Genomic DNA, 18603 nt, shown 5'->3' with positions numbered 1-18603 from the left:
GATGGCAGTGTGTCAGGCCACTCATGGATATCTGACACACCGTAATCGCGGGCAAGCGCGCTCCTACAGCAAAGAAAAAAGCCCGCGCTCCTTGCGAAGCGCGGGCTATCCTTTATAGGCAGGTTTTTACGCCGCCTTGTACTCTTTCTCAGCCGCTTCGAATCGCGCCTGCATACCCGGCGTCGGCCCTTTGCCCATCAGGCTGAACACCACGATGGCAATGCTGGCGAAGATGAAGCCCGGAATGATTTCGTACAGCCCCAGCAGTTCGAAATGCTTCCACAGCACCACCGTGATCGCACCCACCAGAATCCCGGCCAGGGCACCGTTGCGGGTCATGCCTTTCCAGATCACGGAAATCAGCACCACCGGCCCGAACGCTGCACCGAAGCCAGCCCAGGCGTAGCTCACCAGGCCCAGCACGCGGTTTTCCGGGTTGGCGGCCAGCGCAATGGCGATCAGCGCCACCAGCAACACCATCGCCCGGCCCACCCAGACCAGCTCAAGCTGCGAAGCGCCTTTGCGCAGGAAGGCCTTGTAGAAGTCCTCGGTCAGGGCACTGGAGCACACCAGCAACTGGCAGCTCAGGGTACTCATGACCGCCGCCAGAATGGCTGACAGCAATACGCCAGCGATCCACGGGTTGAACAGGATCTTCGCCAGCTCAATAAACACCCGCTCATGGTTTTCGGTTACCGGAACCGCCATGTCCGGGTGCGCCGAGAAGTAGGCGATCCCGAAGAAGCCCACCGCCACAGTGCCGCCCAGGCACAGGATCATCCAGGTCATGGAGATACGGCGGGCGTTGGCAATCGACTTGACCGAATCCGCCGCCATGAAGCGCGCCAGGATATGCGGCTGGCCGAAGTAGCCCAGGCCCCAGCCCATCAGCGAAATGATGCCGATGAAGGTGGTGTTCTTGAGCATGTCGAAGTTGGCCGGATCTTTCGCTTCGATGGCCAGGAACGTGGTGTCGACGCCTCCGGTGGCCAGCAGGACGATGATCGGCGTGAGAATCAGCGCGAAAATCATCAGGGTGGCCTGTACGGTATCCGTCCAGCTTACGGCCAGGAAACCGCCGATGAAGGTGTAGGCAATGGTCGCCGCAGCGCCCGCCCACAGGGCCGACTCGTAGGACATGCCAAAGGTGCTTTCGAACAGGCGCGCGCCTGCGACGATGCCCGAAGCGCAGTAGATGGTGAAGAACACCAGGATCACGATCGCCGAAATCACCCGCAACAGACCGCTGTTGTCCTCGAAACGGCTGGAAAAGTAATCCGGCAGCGTCAGCGCGTCACCGTTATGCTCGGTCTGCACCCGCAGGCGCCCCGCCACGAACAGCCAGTTCAGGTAGGCACCGACGATCAGGCCGATGGCGATCCAGCTTTCCGACAGGCCGGACATGTAGATTGCGCCGGGCAAGCCCATCAGCAGCCAGCCGCTCATGTCGGAGGCACCCGCCGACAACGCAGTGACGACGCTGCCCAGGCTGCGGCCGCCGAGGATGTAGTCCGAGAGGTTATTGGTGGATCGATAGGCCATCAGTCCGATCAGGACCATTGCCGCGATGTAGATCACGAAGGTGATCAGGGTTGGGTTACTGACGCTCATTGGGTGTCCATGCTTTATATTTTTATGGCAGGGGGCAACGGGTTGCACCAAGGGCGCGCATGCTAGACAGAATGGCAACCCAGGCGCAACCAGAAGATGAGAATCAGTTGCACCCGAATGGACAAAAAATGTAACCAACTGGTTTTATTAGGCTTTCGGAAAAGCGCCGCAGCACGCCGCAACGCCTGATTACTGGGGGCCTTCGCCCCACTTCGGGGCATGCGTGACGCTTTCTGAAATATTCGGAAAAAACAGGTTGCACCCGGTTGCACCCCGTCCGATGCGCAGATAATCTTGGCGGCAACGATAGCCACGCGAACAGTGGCTCCTATGAGGACAAGAAATGGCCACCACTACTCTGGGCGTCAAACTCGACGACCCGACCCGCGAGCGTTTGAAGGCAGCTGCGCAGTCCATTGACAGGACCCCGCACTGGCTCATCAAGCAGGCAATCTTCAATTACCTGGAAAAGCTCGAGAGTGGTGCAACCCTCAACGACCTCAATGGCCTGACCGGCAAGGATTCCGACGATCAGGGCGACCTGCCGGCCGACAATGGCCACCAGGCGTTCCTCGAATTCGCCGAAAGCATCCTGCCGCAGTCGGTGCTGCGCGCCGCGATCACTTCCGCCTACCGCCGCCCGGAACCCGAAGTGGTGCCGATGCTGCTGGAACAGGCTCGTCTGGCCCAGCCGATGGCCGACGCCACTCATAAACTGGCCGCCTCCATTGCCGAAAAACTGCGCAACCAGAAGAGCGCCGGTGGCCGTGCCGGCATCGTGCAGGGCCTGCTGCAGGAATTCTCATTGTCGTCCCAGGAAGGCGTGGCGCTGATGTGCCTGGCCGAAGCGCTGCTGCGCATCCCGGACAAAGGCACCCGCGATGCCCTGATCCGCGACAAGATCAGCACCGGCAACTGGCAACCGCACCTGGGCAACAGCCCATCGCTGTTCGTCAACGCCGCCACCTGGGGCCTGCTGCTGACCGGCAAACTGGTCAGCACCCACAACGAGGCGGGCCTGACCTCTTCACTGAGCCGCATCATCGGCAAGTCCGGCGAGCCGATGATCCGCAAGGGCGTCGACATGGCCATGCGCCTGATGGGCGAGCAATTCGTGACCGGCGAAACCATTGCCGAAGCCCTGGCCAACGCCAGCAAGTTTGAATCCAAAGGTTTCCGCTACTCCTACGACATGCTCGGCGAAGCCGCACTGACCGAGCACGACGCACAGAAATACCTGGCCTCGTACGAACAAGCCATCCACTCCATCGGCAAAGCCTCCCACGGCCGTGGGATCTACGAAGGTCCGGGCATTTCCATCAAGCTGTCGGCACTGCACCCGCGCTACAGCCGCGCCCAGTACGAGCGCGTCATGGAAGAGCTGTATCCACGCCTGCTGTCGCTGACCCTGCTGGCCAAGCAGTACGACATCGGCCTGAACATCGACGCCGAAGAGGCCGACCGCCTGGAGCTGTCGCTGGACCTGCTCGAACGCCTGTGTTTCGAACCGCAACTGGCGGGCTGGAACGGCATCGGCTTCGTGATCCAGGCCTACCAGAAGCGCTGCCCGTACGTGATCGACTACGTCATCGACCTGGCTCGTCGCAGCCGTCACCGCCTGATGATTCGCCTGGTGAAAGGCGCCTACTGGGACAGCGAGATCAAGCGCGCCCAGGTCGAAGGCCTGGAGGGCTATCCGGTCTACACCCGCAAGGTGTACACCGACGTTTCCTACATCGCCTGTGCTCGCAAACTGCTGTCGGTGCCGGAAGTCATCTACCCGCAGTTCGCGACTCACAACGCCCACACGCTGTCGGCTATCTACCACATTGCCGGTCAGAACTATTACCCCGGCCAGTACGAATTCCAGTGCCTCCACGGCATGGGCGAGCCTTTGTACGAGCAGGTTGTAGGCAAAGTCGCCGATGGCAAGCTGAACCGTCCGTGCCGTGTGTACGCTCCGGTCGGCACCCACGAAACGCTGTTGGCCTACCTGGTGCGTCGCCTGCTGGAAAACGGCGCCAACACCTCGTTCGTCAACCGAATCGCCGACCAGTCGATCTCCATCCAGGAACTGGTGGCCGATCCGGTGTCCAGCATCGAGCGCATGGCCACCCAGGAAGGCGGTTTCGGCCTGCCGCATCCGCGCATTCCATTGCCGCGTGACCTGTATGGCAGCGAGCGCGCCAACTCGGCGGGCATCGATATGGCCAACGAACACCGTCTGGCGTCGCTGTCCTCGGCCCTGCTGGCCACCGCCCACAACGACTGGAAAGCCCTGCCGATGCTGGCGCACCCGGTCAGTGCGGGCGCTGAAACCCCGGTGCTGAACCCGTCCGACCTGCGTGATGTGGTCGGTCATGTGCAGGAAGCCAGCATCGAAGACGTCGACAACGCCCTGCTCGGCGCACTGAGTGCCGGTCCGATCTGGCAAGCCACGCCGCCTGCAGAGCGCGCCGCGATCCTGGAGCGTGCCGCCGACCTGATGGAAGCCGACATCCAGCCGCTGATGGGCCTGCTGGCCCGCGAAGCCGGCAAGACCTACGCCAACGCCATCGCCGAAGTGCGCGAAGCCGTGGACTTCCTGCGCTACTACGCCGTGCAGGCGCGCAACGATTTCAGCAACGACGCCCATCGCCCGCTGGGCCCTGTGGTGTGCATCAGCCCGTGGAACTTCCCGCTGGCCATCTTTAGCGGCCAGGTGGCTGCGGCACTGGCTGCGGGCAACCCGGTCCTGGCCAAGCCTGCCGAACAGACCCCGCTCGTCGCTGCCCAGGCCGTGCGTTTCCTGCTCGAAGCCGGTATCCCCGAAGGCGTGGTGCAACTGTTGCCCGGCCGTGGCGAGACCGTCGGTGCGCGCCTGGTCGGCGATGATCGCGTCAAGGGCGTGATGTTCACCGGCTCCACCGAAGTCGCCCGCCTACTGCAACGCAACATCGCCGGTCGCCTGGATTCTCAAGGCCGTCCGATTCCGCTGATCGCCGAAACTGGTGGCCAGAACGCAATGATCGTCGACTCCTCGGCGCTGACCGAACAAGTGGTCATCGACGTGGTGTCCTCGGCGTTCGACAGCGCCGGTCAGCGCTGCTCAGCCCTGCGCGTACTGTGCTTGCAGGAAGATTCCGCCGACCGTGTCATCGAAATGCTCAAGGGCGCCATGGCCGAAAGCCGCCTGGGTAACCCTGAGCGCCTGTCCGTGGACATCGGCCCGGTGATCGACGCCGAAGCCAAGGCAGGCATCGAGAAACACATTCAGGCCATGCGCGACAAAGGCCGTAACGTTTACCAGGTCGCCATCGCCGACAGCGACGAAATCAAGCGCGGCACCTTCGTGATGCCGACCCTGATCGAGCTGGAAAGCTTCGACGAGCTGCAGCGTGAAATCTTCGGCCCGGTCCTGCACGTGGTGCGCTACAAGCGCAAGGAACTGGATCAGTTGATCGCCCAGATCAATGCGTCGGGCTACGGCCTGACCCTGGGTGTACACACCCGCATCGACGAGACCATCGCCAAGGTGATCGACTCGGTGAACGCGGGCAACATGTACGTCAACCGCAACATCGTGGGTGCGGTGGTCGGGGTGCAACCGTTCGGCGGCGAAGGCCTGTCGGGGACCGGCCCGAAAGCCGGTGGCCCGCTGTACCTGTATCGTCTGCTGTCGACGCGCCCTGCCGATGCCGTGCAGAAATCCTTCGCGCTGCGTGAAGCCGGGACTACACCGGACACCCGCATGCGCGACGTGCTGCTCAAGCCACTGACCGCCCTGCAAGCCTGGGCTGCGAGCCAGCAACTGGCGGATCTGGAGGCGGTGATCTCGCAGTTCGCCGAGCAATCGCAAAGCGGCGTCACTCGCCAGCTGGCAGGCCCGACCGGCGAGCGCAACAGCTACAGCATCTTGCCCCGCGAGCACGTGCTGTGCCTGGCAGAAGATGAGGCCGACTTGCTGACGCAACTGGCTGCGGTCCTGGCGGTTGGCAGCACTGCCATCGTGCCGGACAACGAGCTGAGCAAACCGCTGTTCAAACGCCTGCCAAAAGAAGTTCAGGCGCGGATCAAGCTGGTAGGCGACTGGAACAAGGACGACGTACTGATCGAAGCCGTACTGCACCACGGCGACTCCGACCAGTTGCGCGTCATCTGCGAGCAAGTCGCCCAACGCAACGGCGCCATCGTGGGTGTGCACGGCCTGTCCAAAGGCGAAACCAGCATCGCGCTGGAACGCCTGGTGATCGAACGCGCGCTGAGCGTAAACACCGCGGCAGCAGGTGGTAACGCAAGCCTGATGACGATTGGCTAACCCCCCCCGATAAAACGCAATAACACCGTAGCAGTCCGGCTTGCCGGCGACAGCGCCCACAAAATCGCCCCCGCCGGCGAGCCGTGCTCCTACAGGTGACCTAAACCAACCTCTGTAGGAGCGCGCTTGCCCGCGACAGGGCCAGGTCAGGTCCCCTGCGTTGTCCGCCCCGACGCAATCGCCGGCAAGCGCGCTCCTACACACCCTGCGGCGCTTCGACCATTCGCGCCCAACCCCACCCACCGTAGCAGTCCGGCTTGCCGGCGGGGCCACCCTCAAAATCGCCCCCGCCGGCGAGCCGTGCTGCTACGGATCATCTACCTCAACCTCTGTAGGAGCGCGCTTGCCCGCGACAGGGCCAGGTCAAATACCCCTGCGTTGTCTGCCCCGACGCAATCGCGGGCAAGCGCGCTCCTACACGCTCTGCGGCGCTTCGACCATTTGCGCCCAACCCCACCCACCGTAGCAGCACGGCTTGCCGGCGGGACCACCCTCAAAATCGCCCCCGCCTCCAAGCCATACTCAGATAGACAATCGGCCCCGATCGCTGTGGGAGCGCGCTTGCCCGCGATTGCGTTGGGTCAGACGCCATTGCGGAATATGTGTTGACGCAATCGCGAGCAAGCTCACTCCTACAGGTTCTGCGGACGTTCGACCATTTGCGCCCAACCCCACCCACCGCAGCAGTCCGGCTTGCCGGCGACAGCGCCCTCAAATCGCCCCCGCCGGCAAGCCGTGCTGCTACAGGTGACCGAAACCAACCTCTGTAGGAGCGCGCTTGCCCGCGACAGGGCCAGGTCAGATCCCCCTGCTCCTACACACCCTGCGGCGCTTCGACCATTCGCGCCCAACCCCACCCACCGTAGCAGTCCGGCTTGCCGGCGACAGCGCACTCAAAATCGCCCCCGCCTCCAAGCCATACTCATATAGACAATCGGCCACGATCTCTGTGGGAGCGGGCTTGCCCGCGAAGGCGTCGTGCCAGCCATCATTGCAATACATGTGTTGACGCAATCGCGGGCAAGCGCGCTCCTACGGGTTTGGCGGTGTTTGAGCGGCCTGCGTTCTACCCCCCCATCACCCAAATCAATCTTGCTACCCACCCCACTCTCACCCTCCTAGACTCGGCAGCACTTCAATGAAAGGTACGCCGCCATGTCCGAGATGCTGCTCAGTTCCCGCAATCTGGCTTTCGAGCTGTATGAGGTGCTGGACGCCGAGGCGCTGACTCGGCGGGGGCGTTTTGCCGAGCACAGTCGGGAGACGTTCGACGCGGCGATCACGACGGCGCGGACCATTGCCGAGAAGTTCTTTGCCCCGCATAACCGCAAGAACGATGAAAACGAGCCGCGCTACGAGAACGGCGAGGCGGTTTTGATTCCTGAGGTCAAACCTGCGGTGGATGCGTTTCTCGAGGCGGGTTTTCTCAATGCCGCTCGCGGTTTCGAAGACGGCGGTATGCAGCTGCCGACGCTGCTGTCTCAGGCCTGTTTTGCGCACTTTCAGGCGGCCAACGCGGCTTCTGCGTCCTATCCGTTTCTGACCATGGGCGCGGCGAACCTGATCGAGAACTTCGGCAGCGAGGAGCAAAAGCGTCGCTTCCTGCAGCCGATGATCGAGGGCCGGTTCTATGGCACCATGGCCCTGACCGAGCCCCACGCCGGCTCGTCCCTGTCGGACATCCGCACCCGTGCCGAGCCCGCAGCAGACGGCAGCTATCGCTTGCGGGGCAACAAGATCTTTATCTCAGGCGGCGACCATCCGCTGTCGGAAAACATCGTCCATCTGGTGCTGGCCAAGCTGCCGGACGCGCCTGCCGGGGTGAAGGGGATTTCGCTGTTCATCGTGCCGAAATTTCTGGTCAACGACGACGGCAGCCTGGGGCCGCGCAACGATGTGCTGCTGGCCGGGCTGTTCCACAAGATGGGCTGGCGTGGCACCACGTCCACCGCGCTGAATTTCGGCGACAACGGCAACTGCACGGGATATCTGATCGGCAAGCCGCACCAAGGCCTGAGCTACATGTTCCAGATGATGAACGAGGCGCGCATCGGCGTCGGCATGGGTGCGGTGATGCTGGGTTACGCCGGCTACCTGTACTCGCTGGACTACGCCCGCGAGCGTCCGCAAGGCCGGCTTCCCGAGAGCAAGAACCCGGAAAGCGCGCAGGTTTCGATCATCCAGCATGCCGACGTCAAACGCATGCTGCTGACCCAGAAAGCCTATGTCGAAGGTGGGTTCGATCTGGGCCTGTATGCCGCCCGTCTGTTCGACGACACGCAAACCGGTGAGACCCCGGAGCAGCGCACCCAGGCTCATGAACTGCTGGACCTGCTCACGCCCATCGTCAAATCCTGGCCATCGGAGTTTTGCCTCAAGGCCAACGAGCTGGCGATCCAGATCCTCGGCGGCCACGGCTACACCCGCGAATACCCGGTGGAGCAATACTACCGCGACAACCGCCTGAACCCGATCCACGAAGGCACCCACGGCATTCAGTCGCTTGACCTGCTGGGGCGCAAGCTGGCGCAGAACGGCGGCGCCGGGCTCAAACAACTGCTGCGTCTCATTGCAGCCACCTGTGAGCGTGCGCAGCAGCACCAGAACCTCGACTCGTTGCGTGAGCCGCTGGAAAAGATCGTCGCCAACCTGCAAGTGGTCACGCTGGCACTGCTGACCGACCTGGCCCAAGGCAAAGTCACGAGCACACTGGCCAACTCGGCGCTGTATCTAAAAGCCTTCGGCCATACCGTGATCGGCTGGCGTTGGCTGGAGCAGGCGATTCGCGCTCAGGAGGGTCTGAATGCAGGCAACGAAACCGACGCCGACTTCTACCGGGGCAAGCTGCAAGCGGCGCGCTACTTCCTGACATGGGAAGTGCCAGCCTGCCACCACGAGCTTGCGATTCTGCAAGCCCGTGACGATGTCTGCCTCTCAATGCCGGACAGCGGTTTCTGACCCTGCGCTATGGCTGGAGCGGAAAGAACCTGTCCACCAGCCCCTTCGCGTCGGGCCCTAGTCTCGCGGCATAGTGCGCCCGGTTGAAAGGCAGGCCGGTGCGCATGTCATAGACAGTACCCGCCACTCGTTCCGGAGTGATCTGTTTGAGCTGCACATTTACAAAGCGATAGCGGTTGCCGGCCACTTCCTGGATACGCTGGATTTCAAAGTAGTTGCCGGGCACGAACACCGATTCGACTTCTTCAGGGCTGACAGAAAAGGGACTGATCGGCGTGGCGGTGAGGTATTGCCGTTCAGGAAGCTCGAAGACCACTGAGGTGTCATCGAAGGTAATGCTGCCATGATAGGTGTCCGAGGCGGCGCCGCCTTGGCTGCTGGAAAACACCCGGGCGATGTACGGATTTTCACTGAACGAGGTGATGTCGGTGTTGACCAGCACATCGCCGGGCTTGAACCTGCCGTCGCGAAAGGCTCGGCCTGACGTTCCCCGTTGACCGCTGCCGCCTCGATAGAGCGCGACATCGTTGTTGGGCGCGATCTCCGAAAGATCCTCCAGCAGACGGCTGAGCGCGCCGATCTGATCCCGCCCCGTACCCGTCCCGGTGCGCAGGAAAATGTTGTAGGCGTCTTCATCCTGGGTGTATTGCGAGATGACTCCGCCATACCAGTCGTTCCCGGCCCTGAACACTCGGTGTATCTCGCCGCTGCGATCAATCACGGCGCTCTCGCCGTCGGTGTCGGAAAAGACTATTTGCCAGTGTTCGGCATCGTAGACATCGATCACCGATGCCTGACGCTGGTTACCCAGTGCAGACAAGCGACGCTCTTGCGGCAGGTTGAACTGCATGTGGACGTCCCAGAAATCCGACGAGACTGTCTCGAAAGATCGAGCTACGGCGCGAGCTTGCCCCGCATGCGCGGTGCCTTCCATCCCGCCCTTCAAGCCTAGCGGTGAGACCAGTTCCCATTGGTCCGCGTCATTCAGGCGCACCATCTGTGCGCCGCGAAACGAAAACGGCTCCTGCGGCCTGACGATGTACCAGAGGTTCAGGTCCGCAACGTGCTGCACCCGAAAGGATCGACCATTCAGACGGATCCAGGTATCGCCGTTATCCATCACGTGAACGCCACGATAGCGGCTGTCACGGTGAGCAGCAGGGGCGTCCTCCAGAAGGGCGTCGCCTTCCAGGCTGTCGAGCGACACAACCTGATCCTCAACCTCATCCGGAATCGCCAAAACCGGCCGACGCAGGTCCGTCAGCAACGGCAGGTTGAGGAGTAGGTAAATCGAATTGGCGATGGCACCCACCACGCCCGCCTTGCGTAAACGCGGCGTGCGTCCATCGATTGCCTGGTCAATGTTCAGCCCGACATTCGCAATCCCCGCCCCCACCATGCTCAAGGCCAAGGGCCAGCCGATAGGTGCAAATGCACCAAGGACCTGGATGAACGCGCCCAGGTAGCCGATCCACATTTGCTTGCGCAGGCTGGCATTGCTGGTCAATTGTTGATGCACGTCTTCGCGCATTTCCTGACGCGCACGGTCCCGCAGCTGCGAGAACACGTCCGCCGATCCAGTGGGCACGACGCGCTCCTGACCCAGCGCCCGATCTCCCAGCCCTTTGAGTATTTTCGTAAATGACGCCCGGCCCGCTTCATCCCGTACAAAACGCGACACCAGCGCCGCCTTCGTCGTCGGGTCGGCCAACTGCGCCTTCAACCATCGGGTCAGGGCCAGATCATCGTCGAAGTACAAAAAGGCCGGCTGTTCGTCGGGGCAGTACAGGATTCGTCGCCCCTGTCGGGTCTTTATGCACAGCGTGTTGCGTGAAGGCGTGCCAGCAAGCTCGAACAGCCGGATCGACACCCCGTCCGCAGGGCGCGTGCCGGGCCGCAGCATCGTCTTGGTCACGTGGGTATTCGTACCACCGGTGACCGCCATCAAGACCGTTCGGAAGTCTTGCGGTGTCATTTGCCGGTGACTGAGCGCCAGTCCCGCTGAAGACAGCAGCCGGGTCTTGACGAGCAGACTGAAACGCTCGGCGTGCTGATGCCAGAACACCTCCACTCGGTGCCTGCAGTCTGCGGCGAAATCCATCCTCCAGAAGTCCTGCAGTACCTGGCTGGGCAGCATCGGAACTTCGTTGCGCTCGTCGTATACCTGCTCATCCGGCCCAACGGTGTAGAACCCGCCGTAGAGGTCAAGCTCGTCTGGGGCCTCCTGGTCGGCGGCATCGAAGCGATGCATCACCAGCTCGATCAGGGTAAGCGACTGATCGGGGCGACCGCTGTGCTGCCAGCCAGTAAAGGCTCGAGCGCTGTTCATCGCACTCTTGAAGCGATGCCAGTACAGGGTCGTCGGGTCCAGGCTTTGCCCGGTGTGTTTATGGATGATCGTGCGCGCAGCCTCATACGCCAGCGCACGAATATCGGGGTAGTTTTTCATGAAGGCTGCAGCGTCCTGATGGAGCTGCTGTCCGGCCCGGTTTTCGATTGGCTGCAATGGCAGGGCTGGGTTGATGCCAGTATCGGACTGCATGACTTGTCATCCTTGTTGGAGAAAGTCATGCACGTAATCAGTTTGTGCAGATCAACATGCGGTAACTATTTACTTTGACTGCCGCTGTCGGACGCTGAGCACCGCACCTATGCCCCCACAACCAAGGGACGGTCGACAAAGCTTTGACAGCCAGCCGATTCAACGGGTTAAATCCCTTGGCACGCGGACTGCATGGTCGGTCACCGGCTTATGTGTATCGCGTTTTGCATTTATTTCTGCTTTTGTCTGGAGTACCGCCCTTGGATGCCACGACCATCAACAGCCTGTTCCTGATCGGCGCGTTGCTGGTGGGCGCAAGTATTCTGGTCAGTTCGCTGTCATCGCGGCTGGGCATCCCGATTCTGGTCATCATCCTGGCGGTCGGCATGGCGGCCGGTGTCGATGGCGGCGGCATCATCTTCGACAATTACCCAACGGCCTATCTGGTCGGCAACCTGGCACTGGCGGTGATCCTTCTCGACGGCGGATTGCGCACGCGGGTGGCGAGTTTCCGGGTGGCGCTGTGGCCTGCGCTGTCGCTGGCGACGGTTGGCGTGCTCATTACCACCGGGCTGACCGGGATGATCGCAGCCTGGCTGTTCGACCTGAACATCATCCAGGGCCTTTTGATCGGCGCCATCGTTGGCTCCACGGACGCGGCGGCGGTGTTCTCGCTGCTCGGCGGCAAGGGCCTGAACGAGCGGGTCACGGCCAGCCTTGAAATCGAATCCGGCAGCAATGACCCGATGGCGGTGTTTCTCACCGTCACGCTGATCGACATGCTGTCCAGCGGCCAGACCGGCCTGCACTGGAGCCTGCTGGGGCATCTGATTCAGGAATTCGGCATTGGCAGCATCCTGGGCCTGGGCGGCGGCTGGCTGATGCTGCAACTGGTCAACCGTATCAACCTGGCCAACGGCCTGTATCCGATTCTGGTGATCGCCGGGGGCCTGGCGGTCTTCGCGTTGACCAACGCCATTCACGGCAGCGGCTTTCTGGCCGTCTACCTCTGCGGCCTGGTGCTGGGCAACAAGCCGATTCGCAGCCGCCACGGCATCCTGCACATGCTCGACGGCATGGCGTGGCTGGCGCAGATCGGCATGTTCCTGGTGCTGGGCCTGTTGGTCACGCCTCACGATCTGCTGCCGATTGCCGTGCCTGCGCTGGGCCTGGCCCTGTGGATGATTCTGGTGGCGCGGCCGCTGTCGGTACTCGCCGGCTTGCTGCCGTTTCGGGTGTTCCATGGCCGCGAAAAAGCCTTTATCGCCTGGGTCGGCCTGCGCGGCGCGGTGCCGATCATTCTGGCGGTGTTCCCGCTGATGGCCGGGCTGCCTCAGGCGCAGCTGTTCTTCAACCTCGCGTTCTTTATCGTGCTGGTGTCCCTGCTGGTGCAGGGCACGAGCCTGCCGTGGATGGCCAAGTGGCTGAAGGTGACGGTTCCGCCTGATCCTGCTCCGATCTCCCGCGCGGCGCTGGAAGTCCACGTGACCAGCGAGTGGGAACTGTTCGTTTATCGACTCGGTGCGGAGAAATGGTGCATCGGCGCGGCCCTTCGTGAGCTGAAAATGCCCGAAGGCACCCGGATCGCCGCCCTGTTTCGCGGCCAGCAACTGCTCCATCCGTCGGGTAGTACGGTGCTGGAGACCGGTGATCTGCTGTGCGTGATCGGCCACGAACACGACCTTCCGGCACTGGGCAAGCTGTTCAGCCAGGCACCGCAGCGTGGTCTGGATCTGCGCTTCTTCGGTGACTTCGTCCTCGAGGGAGACGCTCAGCTCGGGGCTGTCGCGGCTTTGTACGGTCTGAAACTCGACGGCCTGGATTCGAATATGCCGCTGAGCCAGTTCATCATTCAGAAGAATCGCGGCGAGCCAATCGTCGGCGACCAGATCGAATGGAACGGAACTATTTGGACAGTTGCAGTGATGGAGGGGAACAAGATCCTCAAAGTGGGCGTCAGATTCCCCGAAGGAAGCCGCCCGGGTCCCGGGTTGTTCCTCTAAACTGCTCCCCTTTCCTGATTGTTCGACCCGGTGTCTATGTTCTCGCTGCGTACCTTTCTTGCCTCAGCCTTGCTGGGGCTTTGCCTGTCCAACGTCCCGGCTCACGCCGCCGACACGCCCCCACCGTCCAGCGAAGCCGTTCAGCAGAGCCTGGACAAGATCGCCGACCGCAAGCTGTCGCCCGATGACCAGAAAGCCCTGCAACAGGTGCTGGAGCAGACGCTCACGTTCCTGGCCAGCCAGAAGGACAACCAGCGCAAGCTCGAAGACCTGAAGAAGCAGCTGGCCGACGCGCCGAAACAGACGGTAGACAATCAGAAAGAACTGACACGCCTCAAGGGCATCCGCCAGATACCGGTGGCCCAGCGCTACGCCAACATGGACGTGCCGGCCCTCGAGCAGTTGCTCAGCCAGCGCAGCGCCCAGCAGGCCGACCTGCAGAAAGCCCTGAACGACGCCAACAGCCTGACGATCACCGCCCAGACCCGCCCCGAGCGTGCGCAGGCGGAAATCAGCAGCAGCCAGACGCGCATGCAGACCATCAGCGGCATTCTCAAGTCAGGCAAGGATGGCAGCAAAGCCATCAGCGCCGACCAGCGCAACCAGCTCAATGCAGAACTGGCCTCGATCAACGCGCTGATCGCCCTGCGTCGCCAGGAACTGGCCGGCAACAGCCAGTTGCAGGACCTGGGCGGCAGCCAACGTGACCTGTTGACCGAAAAAGTCGCCCGCCAGGATCAGGAAATCCAGGACCTGCAAACGCTGATCAACGACAAGCGCCGCGCACAGTCCCAGGAAACCGTGACGCAGTTGTCCATCGAGGCACAAAAAGCTGGCGGCAGCAGCCTGCTGGCGACCGAAAGCGCGACCAACCTCAAGCTCTCGGACTACCTGCTGCGCGGCACCGACCGCCTCAACGAACTGACTCAGCAGAACCTCAAGACCAAGACCCAGCTGGACGCCATCACCCAGACCGACGCGGCGATGGACGAGCAGATCAACGTGCTCAGCGGCAGCCTGCTGCTGTCCAAGATTCTCTATAAACAGAAACAGGCGCTGCCCAAGCTCAAGCTCGACAGCGGTCTGGCGGACGAAATCGCCGACATTCGCCTGTATCAGTTCGAGGTCAACCAGCAGCGCGAGCAGATGAGCAACCCGGCCAGCTACGTCGACACTCTGCTGGCCACCCAGAAGCCCGAAGACGTGACCCCGGCGCTGCGCAAGACTTTGCTCGACCTGGCCACCACCCGCAGCGACCTGCTCGAACGCCTGAACCGCGAACTGAGCGCCCTGCTCAACGAGTCCATCACCCTGCAGCTCAACCAGAAGCAACTGGTCAGCACGGCCACCAGCCTGCGCCAGACCCTGGACGAGCAGATGTTCTGGATTCCCAGCAACAAGCCGCTGGACCTTGAGTGGTTCCAACGGGTGCAGCCACGCCTGATGAAGCAGATCACCACGCTGCCGTGGACGTCCACCGTCAGCGAACTGGGCGACGGCCTGAGCCAGCGCCCGCTGATCTTCCTGCCGCTGTTGCTGGTCATCGGCGCCTTGATGTGGAAGCGCAAGGCGCTGTACGCCAAGCTCAATCGCCTGCATGGTGACATCGGCCATTTCAAGCGCGACAGGCAGTGGCAGACGCCGTTGGCGATCTTCATCAACATCCTGCTGGCCATGCCCCTGTCCCTGGCACTGGCCTTGTGCGCGCTGGCGCTGCAGATCGACGCCCGGGAGCAGAACGTCAATCTGGGCGCGGCGCTGATGCAGATTTCCCTGGCCTGGCTGGTGTTCTACACCGCCTACCGTATCCTCGCGCCGGGCGGCGTGGCGCAGTTGCACTTCCGTTGGGAAAAGCCACAGGTCGAGTTTCTGCGTGGCTGGATCCGGCGCATGGGCCTGGTGGTACTGGCGCTGGTCACCGTGGTGGCCGTGGCCGAGCATGAGCCCTCCGCGCTGGCCGACGATGTGATCGGCATCGCCGTGGTCCTGACCTGCTACGCCATGATGACCTGGCTGCTGGCCAAGCTGCTGCTGACCAGCCCCACGCACCAGAACGCCTCGCTGTTCCGCCGCGCCGTGGGCCTGGCGTTTACCGCGCTGCCCATCGCGCTGTTCCTGGCGGTGTGCTTTGGCTACTACTACACCGCGCTGAAACTCAGCGACCGGCTGATCGACACCCTGTACCTGATGATGCTGTGGCTGGTCATCGAAGCGGCGTTCGTGCGCGGCCTGGGCGTCGCGGCCCGCCGTCTGGCCTACAACCGCGCGCTGAGCAAACGCCAGGCGGCCAAGGAAGCCGGCGAGGGCGAAGTGCTGGTCGAAGAGCCGACGCTTGACATCGAGCAGGTCAACCAGCAGTCGCTGCGCCTGATCCGCCTCGCGCTGATCGGCGGCTTCATCGGTGCGCTGTATCTGGTCTGGGCCGACCTGATCACGGTGTTCTCGTACCTGGACAACATCACCCTGTACGAATACACCAGCGGCACCGGCGCCAACATGAGCATGGTGCCCATCAGCCTGGGCGACCTGATCGGCGCGCTGGTCATCATCGGCATCACCTTCGTGCTGGCGGGTAACCTGCCGGGCCTGCTGGAAGTGTTCGTGCTGTCGAAACTGAACCTAAAGCAGGGCAGTTCCTACGCGACCACTACCCTGCTTTCCTACATCATTGCGGGCGTCGGCTTTGTCTCCACACTGTCGGCACTGGGCGTGAGCTGGGACAAATTGCAGTGGCTGGTGGCGGCGCTGTCGGTCGGCCTGGGTTTCGGCATGCAGGAAATCTTCGCCAACTTCATCTCCGGCATCATGATCCTGTTCGAGCGTCCGGTGCGGATCGGCGACACCATCACCATTGGCAACCTGTCGGGCACCGTGAGCAAGATCCGCATCCGTGCGACCACCATCACCGACTTCGACCGCAAGGACATCATCGTCCCGAACAAGACGTTCATCACCGGACAGCTCATCAACTGGTCGCTGACCGACACCATCACCCGCGTGACCCTGAAACTGGGCGTGGATTACGGCTCGGACCTGGACCTGGTGCGCACTCTGCTGCTGCAGGCCGCCCATGACAGCCCGCGGGTGCTCAAGGAGCCGGAGCCGATCGTCTACTTCCTGAACTTCGGCGAAAGCACGCTGGACCACGAACTGCGCATGCACGTGCACGACCTCGGCGACCGTAACCCGGTGCTGGACGAGATCAACCGCTTCATCAACAAGGAGTTCAAGAAGCACAAGATCAACATCTCGTTCCGGCAGATGGAGGTCTACCTCAAGAACATGCAGGGCCAGGAATACAAGATGGTGCCCGTCGAACCCGAGCACAAGACCATCGCCCCGCCGCTGGTTGCACCGGCTTCGGCGCCCGCCGAGATCAAGCCTGCGCCCAAGGATGCCCCCGAGCCGCCGGAAGTCAAACTCGACTGACCCGGCAAATTCCAGCAGAGTAGTCATCTACTCTGCTGGAGCTGTCCCTTGAAAGCCCTCGACGAACTGACCTTCGATAACCGCTTCGCCCGCCTGGGCGACGGTTTTTCCACGTCCGTGCTGCCCGAGCCCATCGCCGAACCGCGGCTGGTGGTCGCCAGCGACGCGGCACTGGCGCTGCTGGACCTGGACCCTGCCCAGGCCGAAGAGCCGGTGTTCGCCGAGCTGTTCAGCGGCCACAAGCTGTGGGCCGAAGCGGATCCGCGGGCGATGGTCTATTCCGGCCACCAGTTCGGCTCCTACAATCCGCGCCTGGGCGATGGCCGAGGCCTGCTGCTGGGCGAGGTGTACAACGAAGCGGGCGAGCATTGGGACCTGCATCTGAAGGGTGCGGGTCAAACGCCCTATTCGCGCATGGGCGATGGCCGGGCCGTATTGCGCTCTTCGATCCGCGAATTCCTGGCCTCCGAGGCGCTGCATGCGCTGGGTATCGCCACCAGCCGGGCCGCCTGCGTGATCGGCTCCAGTACGCCGGTGTGGCGCGAAACCCAGGAACGCGCGGCCATGGTTCTGCGCCTGGCCAAGAGCCACGTGCGTTTTGGCAGCTTCGAATACTTTTTCTACACCAAGCAGCACGAGCAGCTCAAAGAACTGGCCGACCACGTGCTGTCGCTGCACTACGCCGAGTGCATGGAACAGCCCGAGCCATATCTGGCGATGTTCCGGGTGATCGTCGAGCGCCAGGCGGAAATGATCGCCAAATGGCAAACCTACGGCTTCTGTCACGGCGTGATGAACACCGACAACATGTCGATCCTGGGCATCACCTTCGACTTCGGCCCGTTCGCGTTTCTGGACGACTTCGACCAGCATTTCGTCTGCAACCATTCCGACCACGAAGGCCGCTACTCCTTCAGCAATCAGGTGCCCATCGGCCAGTGGAACCTCAGCGCACTGGCCCAGGCGCTGACGCCTTTCGTCGAGGTCGAACCGCTGCGCGAAGCACTCGGGATGTTTCTGCCGATTTACCAGGCCCACTACCTGGACCTGATGCGCCGCCGCCTGGGTCTGACCACCGCCGAAGACGACGACGCCGACCTGATCGCCCGCCTGCTGCAACTGATGCAGAACAGTGGCGTGGATTACAGTCTGTTCTTCCGCCGGCTAGGTGAAGAGTCCGCCGATGTTGCCGTCAGCCGCCTGCGCGATGACTTCGTCGACATGCTGGGCTTCGATGCCTGGGGGCAAGCCTACCTGGCACGCATTGCCCGCGAACCCCAGACCACCCAAGACGAACGCCGCACCCGCATGCACGCGGTCAATCCGCTCTACGTGCTGCGCAACTACCTGGCCCAACGCGCCATCGAAGCCGCCGAACAAGGCGACTACAGCGAAGTGCGCCGCCTGCATCAAGTCCTGACCCGCCCGTTCGAAGAACAGCCAGAAATGGACAGTTATGCACAGCGGCCACCGGATTGGGGCAAGCATCTGGAGATCAGTTGTTCGTCGTGAGCACCAAACGCCGTGCCGCTACGGATGACCGACACCAAACCCCTTAGGAGCGCGCTTGCCCGCGACAGGGCCAGGTCAGGCGCCGCTGCAGTGTCTGTACCGACGCCGTCGCGGGCAAGCGCGCTCCTACAGGTATTGCGGTGTTAGGGGATTTGGTTCAACACGCCCACCGTAGCAGCACGGCTTGCCGGCGGGAGCGCCCTCAAAATCGTCCCCGCCGGCAAGCCGTGCTGCTACGGGTGACATACACC

7 protein-coding genes are annotated in these 18603 nt (G+C 62.5%); 5 read left to right on the top strand and 2 right to left on the bottom strand.

Features of this window, described 5'->3' with window-relative positions:
* Positions 1 to 126: 126 nt before the first annotated feature.
* Positions 127 to 1611 (bottom strand): sodium/proline symporter PutP, encoded by a 1485-nt coding sequence (gene putP / locus ACIPO9_RS05135; RefSeq protein WP_400779158.1) that lies wholly within the window; start codon positions 1609 to 1611, stop codon positions 127 to 129.
* A 343-nt stretch (positions 1612 to 1954) separates the two neighbouring features.
* Here putP and putA point away from each other — a divergent pair, with 343 nt between their 5' ends.
* Both putA and ACIPO9_RS05125 read left to right on the top strand, forming a co-directional pair.
* Positions 1955 to 5908, top strand: coding sequence for a trifunctional transcriptional regulator/proline dehydrogenase/L-glutamate gamma-semialdehyde dehydrogenase (gene putA, locus ACIPO9_RS05130; RefSeq protein WP_400779156.1), 3954 nt, complete (start codon positions 1955 to 1957; stop codon positions 5906 to 5908).
* Between the two features lie 1155 nt (positions 5909 to 7063).
* Entirely contained in the window at positions 7064 to 8866 is a 1803-nt protein-coding gene (locus ACIPO9_RS05125; RefSeq protein ID WP_400779154.1) for an acyl-CoA dehydrogenase, read from the top strand.
* Between the two features lie 7 nt (positions 8867 to 8873).
* On the opposite strand, the gene ACIPO9_RS05120 is transcribed toward ACIPO9_RS05125, so the two are convergent.
* Positions 8874 to 11408: a dermonecrotic toxin domain-containing protein gene (locus ACIPO9_RS05120; protein WP_400779153.1), complete on the bottom strand. Its 2535-nt coding sequence runs from the start codon at positions 11406 to 11408 to the stop codon at positions 8874 to 8876.
* 260 nt (positions 11409 to 11668) lie between these two features.
* Between ACIPO9_RS05120 and ACIPO9_RS05115 the strand changes: the two genes are divergently transcribed.
* Genes ACIPO9_RS05115 through selO form a run of 3 tightly spaced genes read left to right on the top strand, consistent with a single transcriptional unit; the run spans position 11669 to position 18352 of the window.
* A complete protein-coding gene (locus ACIPO9_RS05115) occupies positions 11669 to 13411 on the top strand; it encodes a potassium/proton antiporter (protein WP_274131779.1) in 1743 nt (580 codons plus the stop codon).
* A 36-nt stretch (positions 13412 to 13447) separates the two neighbouring features.
* The gene (gene mscK, locus ACIPO9_RS05110) at positions 13448 to 16840 is read left to right on the top strand and encodes a mechanosensitive channel MscK (RefSeq protein ID WP_274131780.1); all 3393 of its coding nucleotides are present in this window, start codon (positions 13448 to 13450) and stop codon (positions 16838 to 16840) included.
* A 48-nt stretch (positions 16841 to 16888) separates the two neighbouring features.
* A complete protein-coding gene (gene selO, locus ACIPO9_RS05105) occupies positions 16889 to 18352 on the top strand; it encodes a protein adenylyltransferase SelO (RefSeq protein WP_400779151.1) in 1464 nt (487 codons plus the stop codon).
* Positions 18353 to 18603: the final 251 nt, after the last annotated feature.

The organism is Pseudomonas sp. NPDC090203, assembly GCF_044746765.1.
Taxonomy (GTDB): Bacteria; Pseudomonadota; Gammaproteobacteria; order Pseudomonadales; family Pseudomonadaceae; genus Aquipseudomonas; species Aquipseudomonas putida_AD.
The sequence above is the reverse complement of the archived record's forward strand: the minus strand, read 5'-3'. Positions and strand labels throughout refer to the sequence as shown.

Coding starts and splice junctions, on each gene's coding strand:
- putP (WP_400779158.1), bottom strand. CDS start 1,611: ATGAGCGTCAGTAACCCAACCCTGATCACCTTCGTGATCTACATCGCG.
- putA (WP_400779156.1), top strand. CDS start 1,955: ATGGCCACCACTACTCTGGGCGTCAAACTCGACGACCCGACCCGCGAG.
- ACIPO9_RS05125 (WP_400779154.1), top strand. CDS start 7,064: ATGTCCGAGATGCTGCTCAGTTCCCGCAATCTGGCTTTCGAGCTGTAT.
- ACIPO9_RS05120 (WP_400779153.1), bottom strand. CDS start 11,408: ATGCAGTCCGATACTGGCATCAACCCAGCCCTGCCATTGCAGCCAATC.
- mscK (WP_274131780.1), top strand. CDS start 13,448: ATGTTCTCGCTGCGTACCTTTCTTGCCTCAGCCTTGCTGGGGCTTTGC.